The sequence below is a fragment of the Arthrobacter alpinus genome (genome assembly GCF_001445575.1).
In the GTDB taxonomy this organism is placed as follows: domain Bacteria; phylum Actinomycetota; class Actinomycetes; order Actinomycetales; family Micrococcaceae; genus Specibacter; species Specibacter alpinus_C.
On sequence record NZ_CP013200.1, the window covers coordinates 2,044,895 to 2,060,349 of the forward strand.

Genomic DNA, 15,455 nt, shown 5'->3' on the forward strand with positions numbered 1-15,455 from the left:
GCCTATCCCGCAACTGCGCCCTGCCGCCCGCGTCGAGGTGGTGACAGAGATCTGCGCCGGGCGGGTGGCGGCACAAGCAGTCACGGAACCTTGTCAGCTGGATGGCCGCGGCGTCCCGTCTACCGGGCGGGTGGCTAGGCGGAACAGGTCCAAGCGGTTGGCGGCCCCGGTTTTTCGCAGCATGTTTGAGATATGAGAGCCGACGGTCTTCTCGCTGACAACCAGAGTCCGGGCAATCTCACCGTAGGTGCGCCCGGCTACCACGTGGTCAAGAATCTCCCGCTCCCGGGGCGTTAATCCGGGGAGGACCTCGTAGTGGGACCGCACGGCAGCCACGGGGTGGCAATAGCGCGCTGGGTGTGGCCACGCAGCAGCACGGATTCAGTGCCCTGCAAACAACAATAAGTTTCCTCCCAGAGGAACTGCACACCTTGTTCGGCTGCGGCTGTCCACTGGGCTGCGTTGTCGCTCTCTGCCCTGGCACGTCCAACTTCCGCGGCATACCAGTGGTTGAAGGCAGCCAACTGCTCCCGCGGCCGTGCGTGTTGCGGAAGCAGGGAGGATGGTGATGCGAGAAGATCCCGGTTTGAAGGCGGGATTTCTGGCTCACAGAGACAACAAAAAGAAATAGTGAGAATTATTTCGATATTGACTGGATTTATGTAGACATTCTGCTGTAGCTTATCTAGTAGTCCCCGACGATTCGTCCGGGATGTCCGCGTGCAATTGAAGGGAGGCCATGATGTTTAAAAATATCAAGTCCGGAATTATCGGATCTCATCATGCCTTTACTGGCACGCCCGACAACCGCTGGCACATCTAACCACCGTCACAGCGTAGGGCCGCCACCGCAAGGCTGTTCGGCCAGTGCTGCATTTATGCGGCCACCTTCGGACCGATGATCCAGGTCATTCACCGCAATCACAGCTTCTAAATCTCTGCACCTCACATGCGTTGTGAGGGCTGAAACTGCTGCTTCTGTGGGAGCCCATAATTTCCCGGTCTGATCAATTCGTACAAAACAAATCGCGCATTTTTGTGCTCTTATGACGCCATTTTTCGTTTATTCAATAAAAGAAAAGAAGGCTTTATTTGCCGCGCCCCAATATGTCCATTTATTCACATCCAGCGTCGAAAGGAGGTGCCACCATGAACCCCAAGCCCACTAAGTCTTCCATTAGGAGGATCTTCTTCGCGCCCGTGGATCAGCAGAAGTTCAATGAGCTTCGCGAGCGTCAGTATCGCGAGATCATTCGAGTTGACCTCTTCAATATCCGGTAGTCCCCGCTGCCGCTGAAGCGGTGCCGGCGACGGCGCCTCACTGAAAGGAGGCACCGAAATGACCATTACACATTTCGATTACCTCATCCCGTGCCTGGGTGCAGAGCATCGTGCCCCTGGTGGACACCGTGAACAGCCCGTGCTGATAAGCACGGGCTGTTTCGTTTAAGGGTTGCCCGCGAACGCCGCGGGTCTCGGTGCCATTCAGGGGAAACTTCCCGGCGTGATAGTTGAAGCTACAACTAAAGGGTGTATCTTTAGAACATAGGTCCCGTGCTGCGGCGGGCCACAACCCAAGGAGTTTGAATGAACACCACCCTGCGCGATGTGCGCTCACCCGGCTGGAGCGCCACTGATGCTCCTGAGACAATGGTTCTCTTCCTGCATGGTTTCGGTTCCAACGAGCACGATCTGCTCCAGCTAGCACCTGCCCTGGGACTCGCGCTGCCGTGGGCCTCCCTACGCGCACCCCTGGATGTGGGCAATGGTGGTGCGGCATGGTTCTCAATTACCACTCCCGGAAACCCCGACGCCGCCCCGGTGGAAGAAGCCACTGAGGCGATTTGGGCCTGGATTGATGAAAACGTGAACCCGGCGACCCGTGTTGTTCCCATCGGTTTCTCGCAAGGCGGGCTCATGGCCAGCCAACTTTTGCGCACCCGGCCACAGCGTGTGGTTGCGCCTGTGGTGTTGGGTGGATTTATTTTGGGTGCCGCGCAACCTGGCGATAGCCTTCTGCTTGAACAACGCCCTGCACTGTTCTGGGGACGCGGAGCCGAGGATCGGGTCATCGCCCCGATTGCCATCACGCGCAGCGGCGAGTTCTTGCCGGCGCACACCACGCTGACCGAGCACGTTTACCCAGGTCTGGCACATGGGATCAATGCGAGCGAACTTAGCGATGTCCGTGACTTCATCACTCTTGAAGTTGGTGCCCAGGTGGTGGCCTCGGCATGAGCGCGGCCTCCCCGTTTGAGATCGGCATCTTCACCTTTGGTGAACTGACCCGTGACGCGCACGGGCAGCCGATCGATCCCCTGACACGTACTCGCGACATCCTTGAGTGGGCACGGGTTGCTGATGCTGCAGGGTTAGATGTGTTCGGAGTAGGCGAGCACCACCGGGAAGACTTTGCTGTTTCTTCGCCCGCCGTGGTGTTGGCGGCGGCCGCCGCGCAAACCAAGAATATCCGCCTGACCAGCACCGTCACGGTGCTCTCCAGCGCTGACCCTGTTCGCGTGTTTGAAGACTTTGCAACGCTGGACCTTGTCAGCGGTGGACGTGCGGAGATCACAGCTGGCCGGGGCGCCTATGTAGAATCCTTCCCGTTGTTCGGCCAGAACTTGGAGCGTTATGACGAGTACTTTGAGGACCGGCTGGATCTGCTGCTGCGCATTCGCGATGAAAACCCCATCACGTGGAACGGCACCACACGCCCTCCTCTGATTGACGCTGGGGTGTGGCCGCGCCCGGCCCAAGCGGCACTTCCCATTTGGGCTGCCGTGGGCGGGACGCCTTCCTCAGTTGAACGGGCCGGACGGCTGGGCTTGCCGATGTATCTGGCCATCTTGGGTGCCCCGGAGCGTTTCGGCGCGCTGGCCCAGTTATATCGGCGCGCGGCACAAGAGGCCGGTCGGGAACCGGGGCAGATTGGCGTCACCTCGCACTTCTACGTGGAGGAAACCTCACAAGGTGCCAAGGACACGTTCTTCCCGCACTATTCCTCTTACATTGAGCAGAACATGCCGCGGGCTGGCAGGCTGGATCGCCCCGGTTTTGAGCATTGGGCCGGACCCCGCGGAGCACTTTTTGCGGGAAGTCCTGCTGAAATTGTGGACAAGATCCTGTGGGAGCACGAGGTCCTGGGCCACACTCGCTTCCTCGCACAGGTTGGCCTGGGTGGGTTGTCGCAGGCTGCCACCTTGCGTTCCATCGAATTGTTGGCCACCGAGGTACTGCCCGCAGTGCGAGCGGCGCTTAAACCCTAAGGCTCTGGCCCGCATCGCGTCCTGTCTGGCCTGCGTCTGCTAGCTGAAGTCCGACGGCGTTCGACCTACCTCAGGTGGGCCCAACGCCGTCGGACATTTCTGGGCCCGGCCAAGCAGTGCCCGGCCAAGCTGTGCCCGGCCAAGCAGTGCCCTGCCAAGCAGTGCCGCCCCACGCAGGAGAACTCAGCGCAGTGGAATCCCGGCGGCTAGGGTCCAGTCGGCAAAAGGTGGTTCGGGAGCCTGTTTCCGGGCGCCCGGCCACGGATTTCCAGGAGCTCCCGGGCGTGGGTGTGCAGGCGTTTGTCCTCGTGCGAAACGGGAATCCATGGCGGCACCGCGACCGAATTTCCGGACTCGTCCCGTGTGACCATGACTGTCAGACAGTAGGTGGTCAGGTTCATCTCACGGTCTTTGGGATCTCCTGAACGGACATGCACGGCGATGTGCATGCCCTTATTTCCCGTGTAGACCAGCCGGGCCTCGACCTCCACAACATGGCCAATCAACAGGGGCCGGTAGAACCGGATTCCGCCGGAAAATACGGCTACGGTGTCAGCACCGCAGTAACGGGTTGCGCACAAGTAAGCGGCCTCGTCGATCCACTTCATGACGATCCCGCCGTGAACCTTGCCACCCCAGTTCACATCAGTGGGGGCTGCCAGGAATCGCAACACCACCCGCTCTGCCGTTCCGGCATCGGTGTAATCCTGGGCCTTCATGGCTTCCACGATCTCTTCCCGGACCTTTATCCGGGCCAGCGCGTCATTGGCTTGAGCGATTTCGCGGGTGGTGGCGGGCTCATACGGCGTGACGGGGATGGGTTTTCCGTCAGCGCCCACGGCCACGAAGATGACAATGCACTGGCTGCGCATCGTGGGCGTCCCGCCTCGAGGGTCACCCGAGGACACCACGGTTTTTACGTGCATTGAGGACCGCCCGGTGTACACCACCGTGGCCACAACCTCCACCATATCGCCACTGTTGACAGGGTCCGCGAAGTGGATATTGCCCACATAGGCCGTCACGCAATAGGACTTAGCCCAGCCCACGGCGGCCGCGTAGGCTGCCTTATCTACCCATTCCAATACGGTGCCGGCATCCACGGATCTGCTGTGCCCGATGTCCGTAGGTGCGGCAAGGAAACGAAGGGTTACGGAATTGGCGGGAGACTCATTCATAGGAAGACTCTATTGAATCGGCTGGCAGGGGCCACGGTGGGCTGACTCATATGCGGCTTAGTCCGTCATAATCAAGCGCTCCCAACCAGCTCCTCAATTACCTCGCAAAAGCCCGAGAGAGATAGTAGCTGGGCCTCGAGTCATAGGGTGCTGGAGTGAAGAAAGTTCGTGCTTCTGGAACCGCTTGCCTGTGGCGGTACGAGGCGTTAGTTTCTCTGGTTCGTGTCGTGGCTGGTGCGCGTCGCCAGCTTGTGGATCAGTAGGGTGATGAACACTGCCAGGCAGATGATGGCGCCGATCGCCAGTGTTGTGCTGATGCCAGCGCCCGTGGGATGAAGGTCCGGGGCCATGTGAGAGGCGAGTACTGCTCCGGCGATCGCGGTACCAAAGGAGCTGCCCACGGTGCGCAGTACCTGGTTGAAGCTGACGGAACTGCCCAGTTCCTCGGCCGCGACGCTGCGGGCGATCAGTGCCGGCATGGCGGCGTAGCTGGCGCCCATTCCCAGGCCGAATATCAACATCCCGAAGAGGATCTCCCAGAGTTCAGAGTGGGCAAACCAGAGGAGAATTCCCGCTGCCGTCATGGTTCCTGCTCCGATGGGCAACAGTGTCGCCAAGTGGATTCGGTGTGACAGGCTGCGAACCATCCGGTTCGCAGTGAAGCTTCCCACTGAGAGTGGGAACATGACGAATCCCGCCCAGAACACAGGCAGTGCAATGCCGTAGCTTGTGGTGGCAGGGGCTTGGGCAACGAGGCTGGAAATGGACAGGCCGATGTACATTGCGGCGCCCAGCCCCACAGCTGTGCAGTTTGCCAGCAACACTTCGCCGTTCCGCAGGACGCGCAGGTTGATCAGGGGATGCTCCATTCGCAATTCAACGCTGACCCAAGCCGTCATGAGCGCTGCGGCCAAGGCAAAGGCCCCGATGGTCCAGAGCGAGCCCCATCCCCAGTTTGGGGCTTCGCTGATGCCTAGGAGCAAGGCGCTCAATCCGAGCCCCAGGAGGCCCGCTCCAACATAATCGAAGGATGTCCGGGCGGCCTGCGTGTCAGCTCCGCCGGGCACAATGCGGTACACCACGACGATGGCGGTGACAACGAACAGCGCCGCGAACCAGAAGGCAAACCTGAAGTCGAAGAGTCCGGCGATAAATCCTGTCAGGGGATAACCGATGCCGATTCCCGTTGAGACGGTCACCGACAAGCTGGAGATGGCAGCTTGCGCTGATGCGGCGGGAACGTAGCGGCGGGCCAGGGCGATGGTCACCGGAACGATCCCATAGCTGAGTCCTTGAAGAGCACGGCCAATCAGGAAGATGGTGAAGTTCGGTGCCATCGCAGCAATGATGGATCCGATCAGAATGATCAGCAAGGACACCATCAGGAGCCGCTTTTTGTGCGGACCATCGCTGAGCCTGCCCATGACAGGCGTCGCGATGGCCCCGACCAGAAGATTGAGCGTGAGCATCCACTGCGCGGTACTGACCGAGACGCCCATCTCGCGAGAGATGGTGGGTACCAACAACATGCCCAATGAACTCACAATTGCCGTGGACAGCGCCGCGTAGACCAGAGCAGGCACTAGGCGTGAGCGTGCCTCAGTCATGAGGCTGCTCTGAGCCAAGCTTCGCCAAAATGGGAATGACTGCTTGAAGTGCCGCCCGCTCTTGGGGTGTCAACCGCTCGGTGATCACCTGATCAAGCCACGCATTGCCTGACAATGTCTCCTGGGCGAGGCGTTGCGTTCCGGCGTCGGTAATGTCAATCCACACACGACGGCGGTCCTCGGCGTCTGGGACGCGCGCCACGAACTCCAAGCGTTCAAGCTCCCGCACCGCGAGAGAGATCCCTTGGGGGCTAACGTGGATGGCCGTTGCCAGCTGCGATGTGGTGGCCTGTCCATGCTGCGCCAAATGCCGCAACACCCCGATCTTCCCCGCGGAGAGGGTTCGTTCGGCGGTCAGGCGTCTCATGAGCGGATGCAGCGCTTCGAAGAAAGTTCGTGTCAAGAGTGGCTCGGTCATGAGATAAGTGTACAAGTAACTTGATCAAGTTACTTGACTAAATTCCGAGGCGCGAAGAATCTCACCCCTCGGTGAGAACCTGACTCAGCACCCGTTTGCCATCAGTGCGTCATGAGCTGACCTCTAGCTTCTGGTTCCTGCATCATTTACTGCTAGTCAGAGGTTTGCTTCGCGTTCGTGCAGAACTAGGTTCATAAGGCATGGAAAGCGGGGCCCGAGTTTTTCTTTTCGGAGCCGGATTCTGTGCCTAGACCCATCCACTTCCTGTCTGATAATTCCGGCCTCGTGTAGTACACGATCGCCCGGCAGGTCGGGTCAACGAGCGCTCACATGAATTCAAAGAGGCTACTTTCACACACGTCAGGGATTGCAAGCGGGTGTGCCAAACGATTAGCTACGGTTCCTCCAAACGCAGGGCACGAGGTCCTGGTTGCGGACGCTCGCGGCCGTTCAGTCCCGCGATGCTATCGTACTCCCGGTCCCGCTCCCCGTGCTCGGTTCAGCCTGGCCTGGCGGCCCTCGTGGCCGCTGCCTCACAGGAGACGGTCGCAATCAACCGTTGGGCGCACCACTAACCTCGCGTCAAGAAAGGGTCATGGCAGGGTCACGGTTGAACGGCAACGTAGCATTCATCACCGCTCAATCCCGGATGAGGTCAGCCGGCTGCGATGGCCCACGGGGTATGGGCGTTCACGGCTTCCCTGGCTTTCCGCACAGTGTCCCGGCTAGTGATCATGTATGAGTCGCCGCCGCAGTTGACCACTTCTTTGGCGGAAAGATGCACGGCCGACAGTCCGGTCTGGTCCATGGAAGGGATGTCTGGGAGTAGCAGCCCGCCACCGGCCATTATTTCAAGCTGTCCTGCGGCAAGCGTGTTCATCGCCGCCAGGGTGGCCAGTCCATCCCCGGCAGCAGGGGCTCCGCCCGAGCTGAGGACGCGGGTGAAGCCTAGCGAGATGAGCGTCTCGATGGCCAGTTCAGCGTTGTTCGATGAGTCGATGGCCCGGTGGAACGTCAGCTGAGCTTCCGGATTGATGGCTAGGGCTGACTCTACGAATCGCCGGGACGCTGTGTAATCGATGTCGCCAGATGGCTGCAGGGCTCCGAACACCACCCCGCGCACTCCCCGTTTCAACAGCTCTGCGGCATCACGGATCATGGTTTCCAGTTCAAGTGCGGAGTAGACGAAATCGCCCGGTCGGCAACGCACCAGGGGATGGATCTCCAGCCGGTCGGCTACGCATTCGGCGCTCAGCTCCAGCAGACCTAAGCTCGGCGTAAGTCCACCCAATTCCAGACTGGTGCACAGTTCTATCCGGTCGGCGCCCTCTTCGGCCGCAATGGCTGCGCCCTGGGCGCTGACCACCGCAATCTCCAGCTTCATCGGCCGACACCAGCAACGTGCGGACGTCCCGCAGGCGGTTGAAAGAGCTCCGTGCGGGTGCTTGGAATGATGGGCGCCAAGGCGTGGCCGACCTTACCCGTCTTCTGCGGAATGGGGGCGGACTCCCAAGACGTAGAGACGGCGCCGTTGTTTGGGTTCAACCGGGCAAAGAGATCATCGGCTAAGTGCGAGCGTCCCGTGCGGCGCAGGTGCTCCATGTAAATCACGGGATCGTTGTAAAGCGCGGGCCCCTCCTGGAGTGCGCTCTGCATCGGGTCGGGTGCCGAGCCCGGCATGCCGGCATAGCGGTTCCACCATTCGGCAAGCCGGGAGCGCATCAGCACCACCAATGCAGGCTCTGTGTCGAGGAGATTCTCCGTAAGGAAGGGGTCCTCCGTGACGTTGAACAGTGACTCCCACTCCGCCCTGAAGGCGCCGGGGTGGTAGGTGCGGATGTACAGGTAGTCACGGTCGCGGACCGCCCGTTGGAACGTGTGGGCGCCGTGTCCCATGACCAGATATTCGCGGCTTTCAAAGTCCTCGCGGTGCAACACCTTGGCAAAGCTGGTCCCTTGCCATTTACCGGGGATGGGCAATCCCAGGAGCTCGCAGATCGTGGGTGCGTAGTCGATGTTGTAGAGCAGGGCGTCATTGCGAATGTGCGCCGGGCCGCCGTCGGTCAGCCCGGGCCACTTGATGATCATGGGCAGGTGATGGACCGGCTCGTTGGCCAGGCCGTGCTCGGCGTAGGAGCCCTGTTCGCCAAAGGACTCGCCGTGGTCGGCGCTGACGATGATCGCCACGTCATCGCCTAGACCCATGGCCTTGATGCCGTCCAGCAGGCGGCCAAACTGGCTGTCCCAATACATGATGGCGCCGTCGTAGCCGTTGATGAGCCGTTCGTAGTCGTCCCGGGTGCGGATAGCCTGGGGCGAGTTGTCGGGGGAGCGGTTCTCGATCATGCCGTCGGAGTACATCAAATCCAGGGCCGATCGTGGGCCGTAAACCTCGGCATGGGCGTCAATGGCGTCCTGGTCGGGCCAGACGGGAGCGGGGCCGGCAGCCGCGGCACGGTCGGACCATTCTTTGTCCTGCAGGTAGTCCATGTGTGGATCCCAATACGTCAGGTGCAGGTACCAATCGGGGTTGTCCTTGTGTCCGCCGATCCATTCCAGGGCCCTGTCGGTGATGATGTTGGCGGGCTCGTCGCCCACCTCGGGAGTGGCCCGCACTGTCTCGCGGAAGTTGCCCAGGAAATACCAGGCCCGGTGCCGCTCGGCAAACGAGGAAATGCACGCAGTGAGATAGCCGTGGGCTCCCAGATGTTGACCGAGTAGTGGCCGCCCCGGCTCTAGGCCGTGGCCGGCGTCGATCCTGAAGCGCGCGGCGCTCCCATGATGACCTACAACGCCGTTGGTTATGCCGAATTGGCCGGAGGTCAGAGCAGTGCGTGATGGCAGGCAGGGGGAGTCTGAGGCGTAGTAGCTCTCAAGGACAGCGGCGCCTTCGGCAAAAGCATCCAAGTGCGGGGTGATTTTCCGCCCGTAACCGTAGGGGCCGGTATGGTCGGGCCGCAAGGTGTCGACGTCAACGTAGATTATCCGCATTGTTCATCCTCCTCGTCCTCGCGTTGTGCGTCGATAGTGCCGTGGTCCTCGATGTAGGCAGCCAGGCGTGCATGTGCCATCTCCAGCCAAGAGAGGTTTGATTGGCCCAGCAGGAATGAGCGTTCCCCACCATTCTGACTAGTTCGGCCTGCCAGTCCGCGTCCACCGGGACCGCCGCCTCGCCCAGATCCGCCGGTGCTTCGTAAGGGCGGCTTTCGGCCTGCTGGCGACGCCGGTACTTCAATTCAGTGGTCAGCACATCCATGGCGGCTTGGGGGCCGATCACGCCACCGAGGAGCATCCGCATCTGGAAATCCGCCTCCAGGGGTCGGATAGTCGGGGAGTGCTCGGACATGGCCCAGCCAAGAAAAGCGGCAACGCCCGCGGGGGTCAGCGTGTACACCTTGGCATCGGGGCCGGAGCCGCGCTGGTCAACAGTGACCCCAACCCAGCCCTTCGTGAGGAAATCGTTGAGTTGACGGTAGATCTGCGGCGGCTTGGGGCTGTAGCCAAAATAGGGTGCCTCCTTGGACATCCATTTGTACAGGTCGTACCCGGACATCGGATTGGTGGCCAATCGCCCCAAAACAATGCATTCAAGTTTCTTCACAATGTGTTGCCCCTCACGTCTCTATGTGATTATGATACTAGTGCAAGCCCGAGATAAAGGGCAAGACTTCTATAAACCATGAACATATGAACATAGTCTTGGTAGCCAGTTGGGGAATTACCGGAATAATGTAGCGCCTAAGGAGCAATCGTGATTTCACGTCGCAGTGTCTTGCAAGGATTCGCAGCTGGAACTGTTTTGTTGGGAATAAGTGCCTGCAGCAGCAACAAGCCCGGCGCCAGTGCCGTCGCAGGGGAAGCAACATTGACTCTTGGGGCAGGCGTCGAGCCGTTGTCCTTTGACCCGGCTCAGTCACGCGAAGCCCAATTTGTCCAGTATTTTCAACCCGTCTTTGACACGCTGATTCGCCGCACTCCGGATGGGCAGCCCGGCCCCATGCTGGCAAAGTCTTGGAGCTACAACGCGGACAACACGGAGCTGAGCTTCGTGCTTCGTGACGACGTGAAGTTTAGCGACGGCGAAGCGTTCAACGCGGCAGCGGCCAAGGCCAACCTTGATCGCTTCAAAACTGCCGGCGGGCCGTTGCAGGCGCAACTCGTCTCGCTTGAGTCTGTCACGGCCAAGGACGCAACAACCCTCGTCTTGACGCTCAGCACACAAGACCCCAGCCTGATCGTCAATCTTGGTGGACCCAGCGGCTACATGCAGTCCCCCAAGCAGTTCACGAACGCCAACATCAAGACCCAGCCAGTAGGAACAGGCCCCTACAAACTTGACAGGTCCCAAACCACCCCCGGCGCCCAGTACACGTACGTTAAGAACGAGAACTACTGGAACAAGGAGCTGCAACAGTTCGCCGCTATTGTCATTAAGCCAATGAAGGACGAGAATGCGCGCATCAATGCGCTGCGCTCGGGCCAGATTGACGGCATGATTGCAACGGCGAAGACGATTTCTGAAGCCAAGAAATCCAAGATCAACGTTGTTGAATACCCGGGCGATTGGCAGGGATTTACCTTCTTTGACCGTGCAGGCACTCTTGCCCCTGAACTCAAGGACCCCAGAGTCCGTCAGGCAATGAACTACGCGATCGACAAAAAGACCATCCTTGAGAAGGTGGGACTGGGCCTGGGTGAGGTCACCAGTCAAATCTTCAGCCCCGAATCGAGTGCCTACATTAAGGACCTCGACACCGCCTACGGATTCGACATTGCCAAGGCCAAATCGCTGATGGCAGAGGCCGGTTTTGCCGACGGTTTCACCCTCTCCATGCCCTCTTCCTCGAGCATGGATCCAGCCATGGCGCCTGTGCTGCGAGACGGGCTGGCCCAGATCGGCATCAAGGTTGACTGGGTTGATGTGTCAGCCGCTGCTTACCAAGCTGAGCAACAGTCCGGTAAGTACCCGGCAGTCTTCGCAGGCTTCGGGCAGCCGGCCGTTGGATGGGGTGCGGTTACCCAGCTCATTGCGCCCAATGCCGCATGGAATGTGCTCAAGTCAACTGATCCCACGATTGAAGCGTTGCTGCGTAAAATCAGGTTGGCCTCGGATGCCGATGCCGGGCCCGTGTACCAGGAACTAAACAAGTACCTGGTGGATCAGGCGTGGTTTGCGCCGTTCTTCCGCGTCACTCAGCCGTACTACACCAGCAGCAAGGTTTCTGTGGTGGCGCAAACTGGCCAGGCAGTCCCTTCGATTTACAACTTCACTCCTGCCAAGTGACGTACGGCCACCACACTAGGACCTTCAGGAGCTAGACCCATGATCCACTATGTTGCGCGCCGTTTGGGCGCCGGAGTTCTCCTTGTAATCACCGCATCTTTTGTGGTGTATCTGCTGATGCTCGTTAACAGCGCGCACATTGCCAGACCCTGCTAGGCCCGGACGCAACTCCGGACCTCGTGGCACGAAAGTCTGTTGAGCTTGGCTTGGACAAGCCGGGAATCGTTCAGTACTGGAACTGGCTGTCCCACGCCGTCCGCGGTGATCTGGGTAATTCGTGGAACGACGGGGAATCTGTTGGCTTCTTGATTTTGAACCGAATTCCAGTGACGTTGTCCATTGCCATTGGCACCATCGTCGTTTCGGTCGCTGTGTCGCTGGTCATCGGCATGGCGGCCGGAGTGCGGCGGGGCGTTCTTGACCGGATAGTTCAGGTCATCTCCGTCGGCGGTCTGGTGTTCCCCGGATTCTGGCTGGCACTTGTGCTGGTGGTTTTCATTGCCATCAACCTAGGGATTCTCCCTGCCACAGGCTATACGCCATTCACTCAGGATCCGGCGGGATGGTTCCTCAGTCTGGTCCTACCAGTCTTCTCGTTGGCTTTGGGCGCAGTAGCCGGGTTGTCGCAACAAATTCGCAGCGCAACCATCGCTACGTTGGAGAAGGACTATATCCGCACTCTGCGCAGCCGTGGCCTGCCCGAATGGCTCGTATTATTGCGGCACGTGCTGCGCAATGCGGCACCTCCAACGCTGACAATTGTCTCGTTGAATTTCATTGGCCTGATGAGCGGGGCGGTCATGATCGAGCAGATCTTTGCCCTGCCAGGTATCGGTTCCCTTGCCGTTACCTCAACGACCAGTGGTGATATTCCCGTGGTTATGGGAACAGTGATTATCGCAGTGATCATCGTAGTCCTCGTCAACATAGCCGTAGACCTGGTCAACGGCTGGCTCAATCCGAAGGTACGTCTCTCATGAGCACCATTTCTCTCACTAAGGCCTCCGCCACCATGGCTCGACGCGGGACGTGGCACAGGCTTCTGCACGCACCTCTCGCTCTCACGGCACTTATCCTGCTGTTCGGGATCGTACTGGCAACCTTGGCGGCCCCTCTACTGACCTCGTATGACCCCAATGTTGGGATTTTGGCCGATGCACTCGCCACCCCGGGCCCTAACCATTGGCTTGGCGCCGACAGTGCCGGCCGCGATATTTTCGCACGCCTGCTTTTTGGTGGCCGGGTAACTCTCGGCGCCGCGGCCCTGGCCTTGACGGTGGCCACTGTGGTTGGTGTACTGACAGGTTTGTTTGCCGGTTTTTACGGCAAATGGTTTGATGTCGTCTCTGAATGGACCACCAGCTTGGTTATGGCGCTGCCGACCATCATGCTCCTTTTGGCTGTTCGGGCGGCCGTTGGCAATATTCTTTGGATCAGCATGTTGGTGCTTGGCTTGCATTTGGCTCCGGGCTTCCACCGCCTGACTCGAACCATTGTGGTGGGTGTGCGTCACGAACTGTACGTTGATGCGGCACGGGTCTCTGGTCTCAGTGACGTTCGAATCGTCCTTCGCCATGTCCTCGCCGCCGTCCGGGCGCCGATCATCATCAATGCTGCCTTGACGGCTGTTGTAGCCATTGGCGTTCAGTCCGGCCTTGAATTCTTGGGCCTCGCCAACACTCAAATTGCCTCCTGGGGAACCATGCTCAACGAGGCCATGGTCAATCTCTATGTTGCCCGGCTTTGATGCTGTGGCCCGGCATTGCCCTGGGCATTGTGAACGTGGCGTTGATCCTCTTCGGTAACGGACTCCGAGATGCTCTTGAAGACAGACCGGCTGCCAAAGGTGGAAAGAAGCGCACGACGGCGGCCGCGTTGGCTGCCGCTGCGGCCCAGGACACCGAGGGTGAGAGAGTTTCAGCGCTCGTGCCTGATGCAGTCCTGCGCGTGGAAGGGCTACGCATTGGCTACCCTAGCGCCGACGGCATCTCGACTGTAGTCCATGGCGTGGACCTCGCGGTGCGCCCCGGGGAAGTCCTAGGGCTCGTGGGCGAATCAGGTTCCGGAAAAACGCAAACAGCGTGGTCTGTTCTTGACCTGCTGCCCCGTGAAGCCATGATCCTTGGTGGATCCATCACGATCGACGGCCAGGACCGCGCTAAGCTTCCGGCCGGACGGCGTCGTGCTTTACTAGGGGACACCCTGGCCTACATTCCACAAGAGCCTATGTCGAACCTCGACCCTTCATTTACAGTGGGTCAACAACTGACCCTGCCCCTGCGCCGCACCATGGGAATGAGTCGTGGCGAGGCTAATGCCAAGGCCTTGGCACTGCTGGAACGGGTGGGTATCGCAGACCCGGAACGGACGTTCAATTCATATCCACACCAGATTTCCGGTGGCATGGCCCAACGCGTACTCATTGCTGGCGCTGTCTCTTGTGAACCCAAGGTGCTGGTGGCCGATGAACCAACCACGGCCCTGGACGTGACAGTTCAGGCCGAGGTCCTTGACCTGCTCCGCAGTCTGCAGCAGGAACGCGGCATGGCGATGCTGCTGGTCACCCACAACTTTGGAGTGGTGGCAGACATCTGTGACCGGGTGGCAGTGATGCAGCATGGCCGCATTGTGGAAACGGGAGATGTCGCCGAGATCTTCGCGGCCCCGAAGCACCCCTACACCCGTATGTTGCTTGGTTCGCTGCTACATGAGCGTGAACCGCGGACTCGACTAGTTGATTCGGAACAGCCGTTGGAGGCGTCGGTATGAGCGAAAATCTGTTGGAAATCAAGGACCTGGTGACCGAATTCCCGATGCGCGGATGGAGAAAGGCGCCCTTCCGTGCGCTGCAGGGCATCAACCTGCAGCTCGCCAAGGGCGAGACCCTTGGCTTGGTGGGCGAATCGGGGTCGGGTAAAACCACCCTTGGACGTGCCGTGTTGGGGTTGGCACCGGTGACCGAAGGGTCCATCATTTTTGAGGGCCGCAACCTGGCCGCCATGACCCGGCAGCAGCGCCGTCAAATGTCCGATCAACTCCAGGTAGTCTTCCAGGACCCCTATACGTCCTTAAACCCGGCCATGAGCATCGAAGAGATCTTGGCCGAGCCACTTCGGGTGCGTGGCACCTCCAGGGTCGATGCCAACGCCCGCATAGCGCAGCTGCTTGATCGGGTGCAACTGCCGGCCGACAGCGGCCAGCGGCTGCCCCGCGAATTTTCCGGGGGACAGCGCCAACGCGTAGCTATTGCCCGGGCGCTCGCTTTGAACCCGCGGCTCATTGTGTGCGACGAACCAGTCTCCGCCTTGGACCTTTCCACGCAGGCCAGGATTCTGGATTTGTTTCTGGAACTTCAGGAAGACACCGGGGTGGCCTACCTGTTCATCTCGCACGACCTTGAAGTGGTCCGGCACATCAGCCACCGCGTCGCCGTCATGTACCGCGGCGAAATCGTCGAATGCGGCGACGCCGCCCAGGTCACGAAGAACCCGGAGCATCCGTATACCCGCCGCCTGCTGATGGCGTCGCCCGTTCCCAATCCCGCGGAACAGAAGAAGCGCCGCGAGGAACGGAAGGCGCTGTCCCTCTAGGCAATCCCCACCTGAGTCCGCAAGGCTCGGGAAGATCGACGGCGACGATCGCCACTGGTGCCTATGGAACAGCCCTGAACGCCATTTCCCTCTCCCCGAAAGTCCTTCA

The 15,455-nt window shown here is 59.9% G+C and carries 15 protein-coding genes; 8 read left to right on the forward strand and 7 right to left on the reverse strand.

Going from position 1 to position 15,455, the window contains the following annotated elements; all coding sequences use genetic code 11:
- Nucleotides 1-93: 93 nt before the first annotated feature.
- On the reverse strand, nucleotides 94-336 hold the full coding sequence (locus AS189_RS19365) for a response regulator transcription factor (RefSeq protein ID WP_237760020.1): 243 nt from the start codon (nucleotides 334-336) through the stop codon (nucleotides 94-96).
- Between the two features lie 813 nt (nucleotides 337-1,149).
- Here AS189_RS19365 and AS189_RS20995 point away from each other — a divergent pair.
- The 3 genes from AS189_RS20995 to AS189_RS09075 all read left to right on the forward strand — a co-directional run bounded on the left by AS189_RS20995 (nucleotide 1,150) and on the right by AS189_RS09075 (nucleotide 3,269).
- Nucleotides 1,150-1,281, forward strand: a complete 132-nt coding sequence (locus AS189_RS20995; RefSeq protein ID WP_272946744.1) for a hypothetical protein — start codon at nucleotides 1,150-1,152, stop codon at nucleotides 1,279-1,281.
- A gap of 306 nt (nucleotides 1,282-1,587) precedes the next feature.
- Nucleotides 1,588-2,238, forward strand: a complete 651-nt coding sequence (locus AS189_RS09070; protein ID WP_062287742.1) for an alpha/beta hydrolase — start codon at nucleotides 1,588-1,590, stop codon at nucleotides 2,236-2,238.
- The gene (locus tag AS189_RS09075; protein ID WP_062287745.1) at nucleotides 2,235-3,269 is read left to right on the forward strand and encodes an LLM class flavin-dependent oxidoreductase; all 1,035 of its coding nucleotides are present in this window, start codon (nucleotides 2,235-2,237) and stop codon (nucleotides 3,267-3,269) included. The genes AS189_RS09070 and AS189_RS09075 overlap by 4 nt, the downstream gene beginning before the upstream one ends.
- 206 nt (nucleotides 3,270-3,475) lie before the next feature.
- On the opposite strand, the gene AS189_RS09080 is transcribed toward AS189_RS09075, so the two are convergent.
- The 6 genes from AS189_RS09080 to AS189_RS09105 form a co-directional block, all read right to left on the reverse strand.
- Nucleotides 3,476-4,447, reverse strand: a complete 972-nt coding sequence (locus AS189_RS09080; RefSeq protein ID WP_062287748.1) for an acyl-CoA thioesterase — start codon at nucleotides 4,445-4,447, stop codon at nucleotides 3,476-3,478.
- 206 nt (nucleotides 4,448-4,653) lie between these two features.
- Nucleotides 4,654-6,054 (reverse strand): MFS transporter, encoded by a 1,401-nt coding sequence (locus tag AS189_RS09085; RefSeq protein WP_193393521.1) that lies wholly within the window; start codon nucleotides 6,052-6,054, stop codon nucleotides 4,654-4,656.
- The gene (locus tag AS189_RS09090) at nucleotides 6,047-6,472 is read right to left on the reverse strand and encodes a MarR family winged helix-turn-helix transcriptional regulator (protein WP_062287753.1); all 426 of its coding nucleotides are present in this window, start codon (nucleotides 6,470-6,472) and stop codon (nucleotides 6,047-6,049) included. Before AS189_RS09090 ends, AS189_RS09085 begins: the two co-directional genes overlap by 8 nt.
- Before the next feature lie 655 nt (nucleotides 6,473-7,127).
- Nucleotides 7,128-7,856 carry a copper homeostasis protein CutC gene (locus AS189_RS09095; protein WP_062287756.1) on the reverse strand — a complete coding sequence of 243 codons (729 nt, stop codon included), beginning with the start codon at nucleotides 7,854-7,856 and terminating at the stop codon, nucleotides 7,128-7,130.
- Nucleotides 7,853-9,463, reverse strand: coding sequence for a sulfatase family protein (locus AS189_RS09100; RefSeq protein ID WP_062287759.1), 1,611 nt, complete (start codon nucleotides 9,461-9,463; stop codon nucleotides 7,853-7,855). Before AS189_RS09100 ends, AS189_RS09095 begins: the two co-directional genes overlap by 4 nt.
- Complete coding sequence (locus AS189_RS09105) at nucleotides 9,444-10,073, reverse strand: PadR family transcriptional regulator (protein ID WP_129587212.1); 630 nt, start codon at nucleotides 10,071-10,073, stop codon at nucleotides 9,444-9,446. The genes AS189_RS09100 and AS189_RS09105 overlap by 20 nt, the downstream gene beginning before the upstream one ends.
- Before the next feature lie 150 nt (nucleotides 10,074-10,223).
- Here AS189_RS09105 and AS189_RS09110 point away from each other — a divergent pair, with 150 nt between their 5' ends.
- From AS189_RS09110 to AS189_RS09125, 5 genes are all read left to right on the forward strand, one after another.
- Nucleotides 10,224-11,756 (forward strand): ABC transporter substrate-binding protein, encoded by a 1,533-nt coding sequence (locus AS189_RS09110; RefSeq protein WP_082634181.1) that lies wholly within the window; start codon nucleotides 10,224-10,226, stop codon nucleotides 11,754-11,756.
- Nucleotides 11,757-11,935: 179 nt separating this feature from the next.
- Nucleotides 11,936-12,736: an ABC transporter permease gene (locus AS189_RS09115; protein WP_237760021.1), complete on the forward strand. Its 801-nt coding sequence runs from the start codon at nucleotides 11,936-11,938 to the stop codon at nucleotides 12,734-12,736.
- Entirely contained in the window at nucleotides 12,733-13,503 is a 771-nt protein-coding gene (locus tag AS189_RS20475) for an ABC transporter permease (RefSeq protein WP_129587213.1), read from the forward strand. Before AS189_RS09115 ends, AS189_RS20475 begins: the two co-directional genes overlap by 4 nt.
- Entirely contained in the window at nucleotides 13,503-14,525 is a 1,023-nt protein-coding gene (locus AS189_RS20480; RefSeq protein WP_129587214.1) for an ABC transporter ATP-binding protein, read from the forward strand. The genes AS189_RS20475 and AS189_RS20480 overlap by 1 nt, the downstream gene beginning before the upstream one ends.
- A complete protein-coding gene (locus AS189_RS09125) occupies nucleotides 14,522-15,346 on the forward strand; it encodes an ATP-binding cassette domain-containing protein (protein WP_062287780.1) in 825 nt (274 codons plus the stop codon). The genes AS189_RS20480 and AS189_RS09125 overlap by 4 nt, the downstream gene beginning before the upstream one ends.
- Nucleotides 15,347-15,455 lie beyond the last annotated feature (109 nt).

Excerpts from the sequence above, each read along its gene's own strand:
- AS189_RS20995 (WP_272946744.1), top strand. The coding sequence starts at position 1,150 with ATGAACCCCAAGCCCACTAAGTCTTCCATTAGGAGGATCTTCTTCGCG.
- AS189_RS09070 (WP_062287742.1), top strand. The coding sequence starts at position 1,588 with ATGAACACCACCCTGCGCGATGTGCGCTCACCCGGCTGGAGCGCCACT.
- AS189_RS09075 (WP_062287745.1), top strand. The coding sequence starts at position 2,235 with ATGAGCGCGGCCTCCCCGTTTGAGATCGGCATCTTCACCTTTGGTGAA.
- AS189_RS09080 (WP_062287748.1), bottom strand. The coding sequence starts at position 4,447 with ATGAATGAGTCTCCCGCCAATTCCGTAACCCTTCGTTTCCTTGCCGCA.
- AS189_RS09085 (WP_193393521.1), bottom strand. The coding sequence starts at position 6,054 with ATGACTGAGGCACGCTCACGCCTAGTGCCTGCTCTGGTCTACGCGGCG.
- AS189_RS09090 (WP_062287753.1), bottom strand. The coding sequence starts at position 6,472 with ATGACCGAGCCACTCTTGACACGAACTTTCTTCGAAGCGCTGCATCCG.
- AS189_RS09095 (WP_062287756.1), bottom strand. The coding sequence starts at position 7,856 with ATGAAGCTGGAGATTGCGGTGGTCAGCGCCCAGGGCGCAGCCATTGCG.
- AS189_RS09100 (WP_062287759.1), bottom strand. The coding sequence starts at position 9,463 with ATGCGGATAATCTACGTTGACGTCGACACCTTGCGGCCCGACCATACC.
- AS189_RS20475 (WP_129587213.1), top strand. The coding sequence starts at position 12,733 with ATGAGCACCATTTCTCTCACTAAGGCCTCCGCCACCATGGCTCGACGC.
- AS189_RS20480 (WP_129587214.1), top strand. The coding sequence starts at position 13,503 with ATGCTGTGGCCCGGCATTGCCCTGGGCATTGTGAACGTGGCGTTGATC.
- AS189_RS09125 (WP_062287780.1), top strand. The coding sequence starts at position 14,522 with ATGAGCGAAAATCTGTTGGAAATCAAGGACCTGGTGACCGAATTCCCG.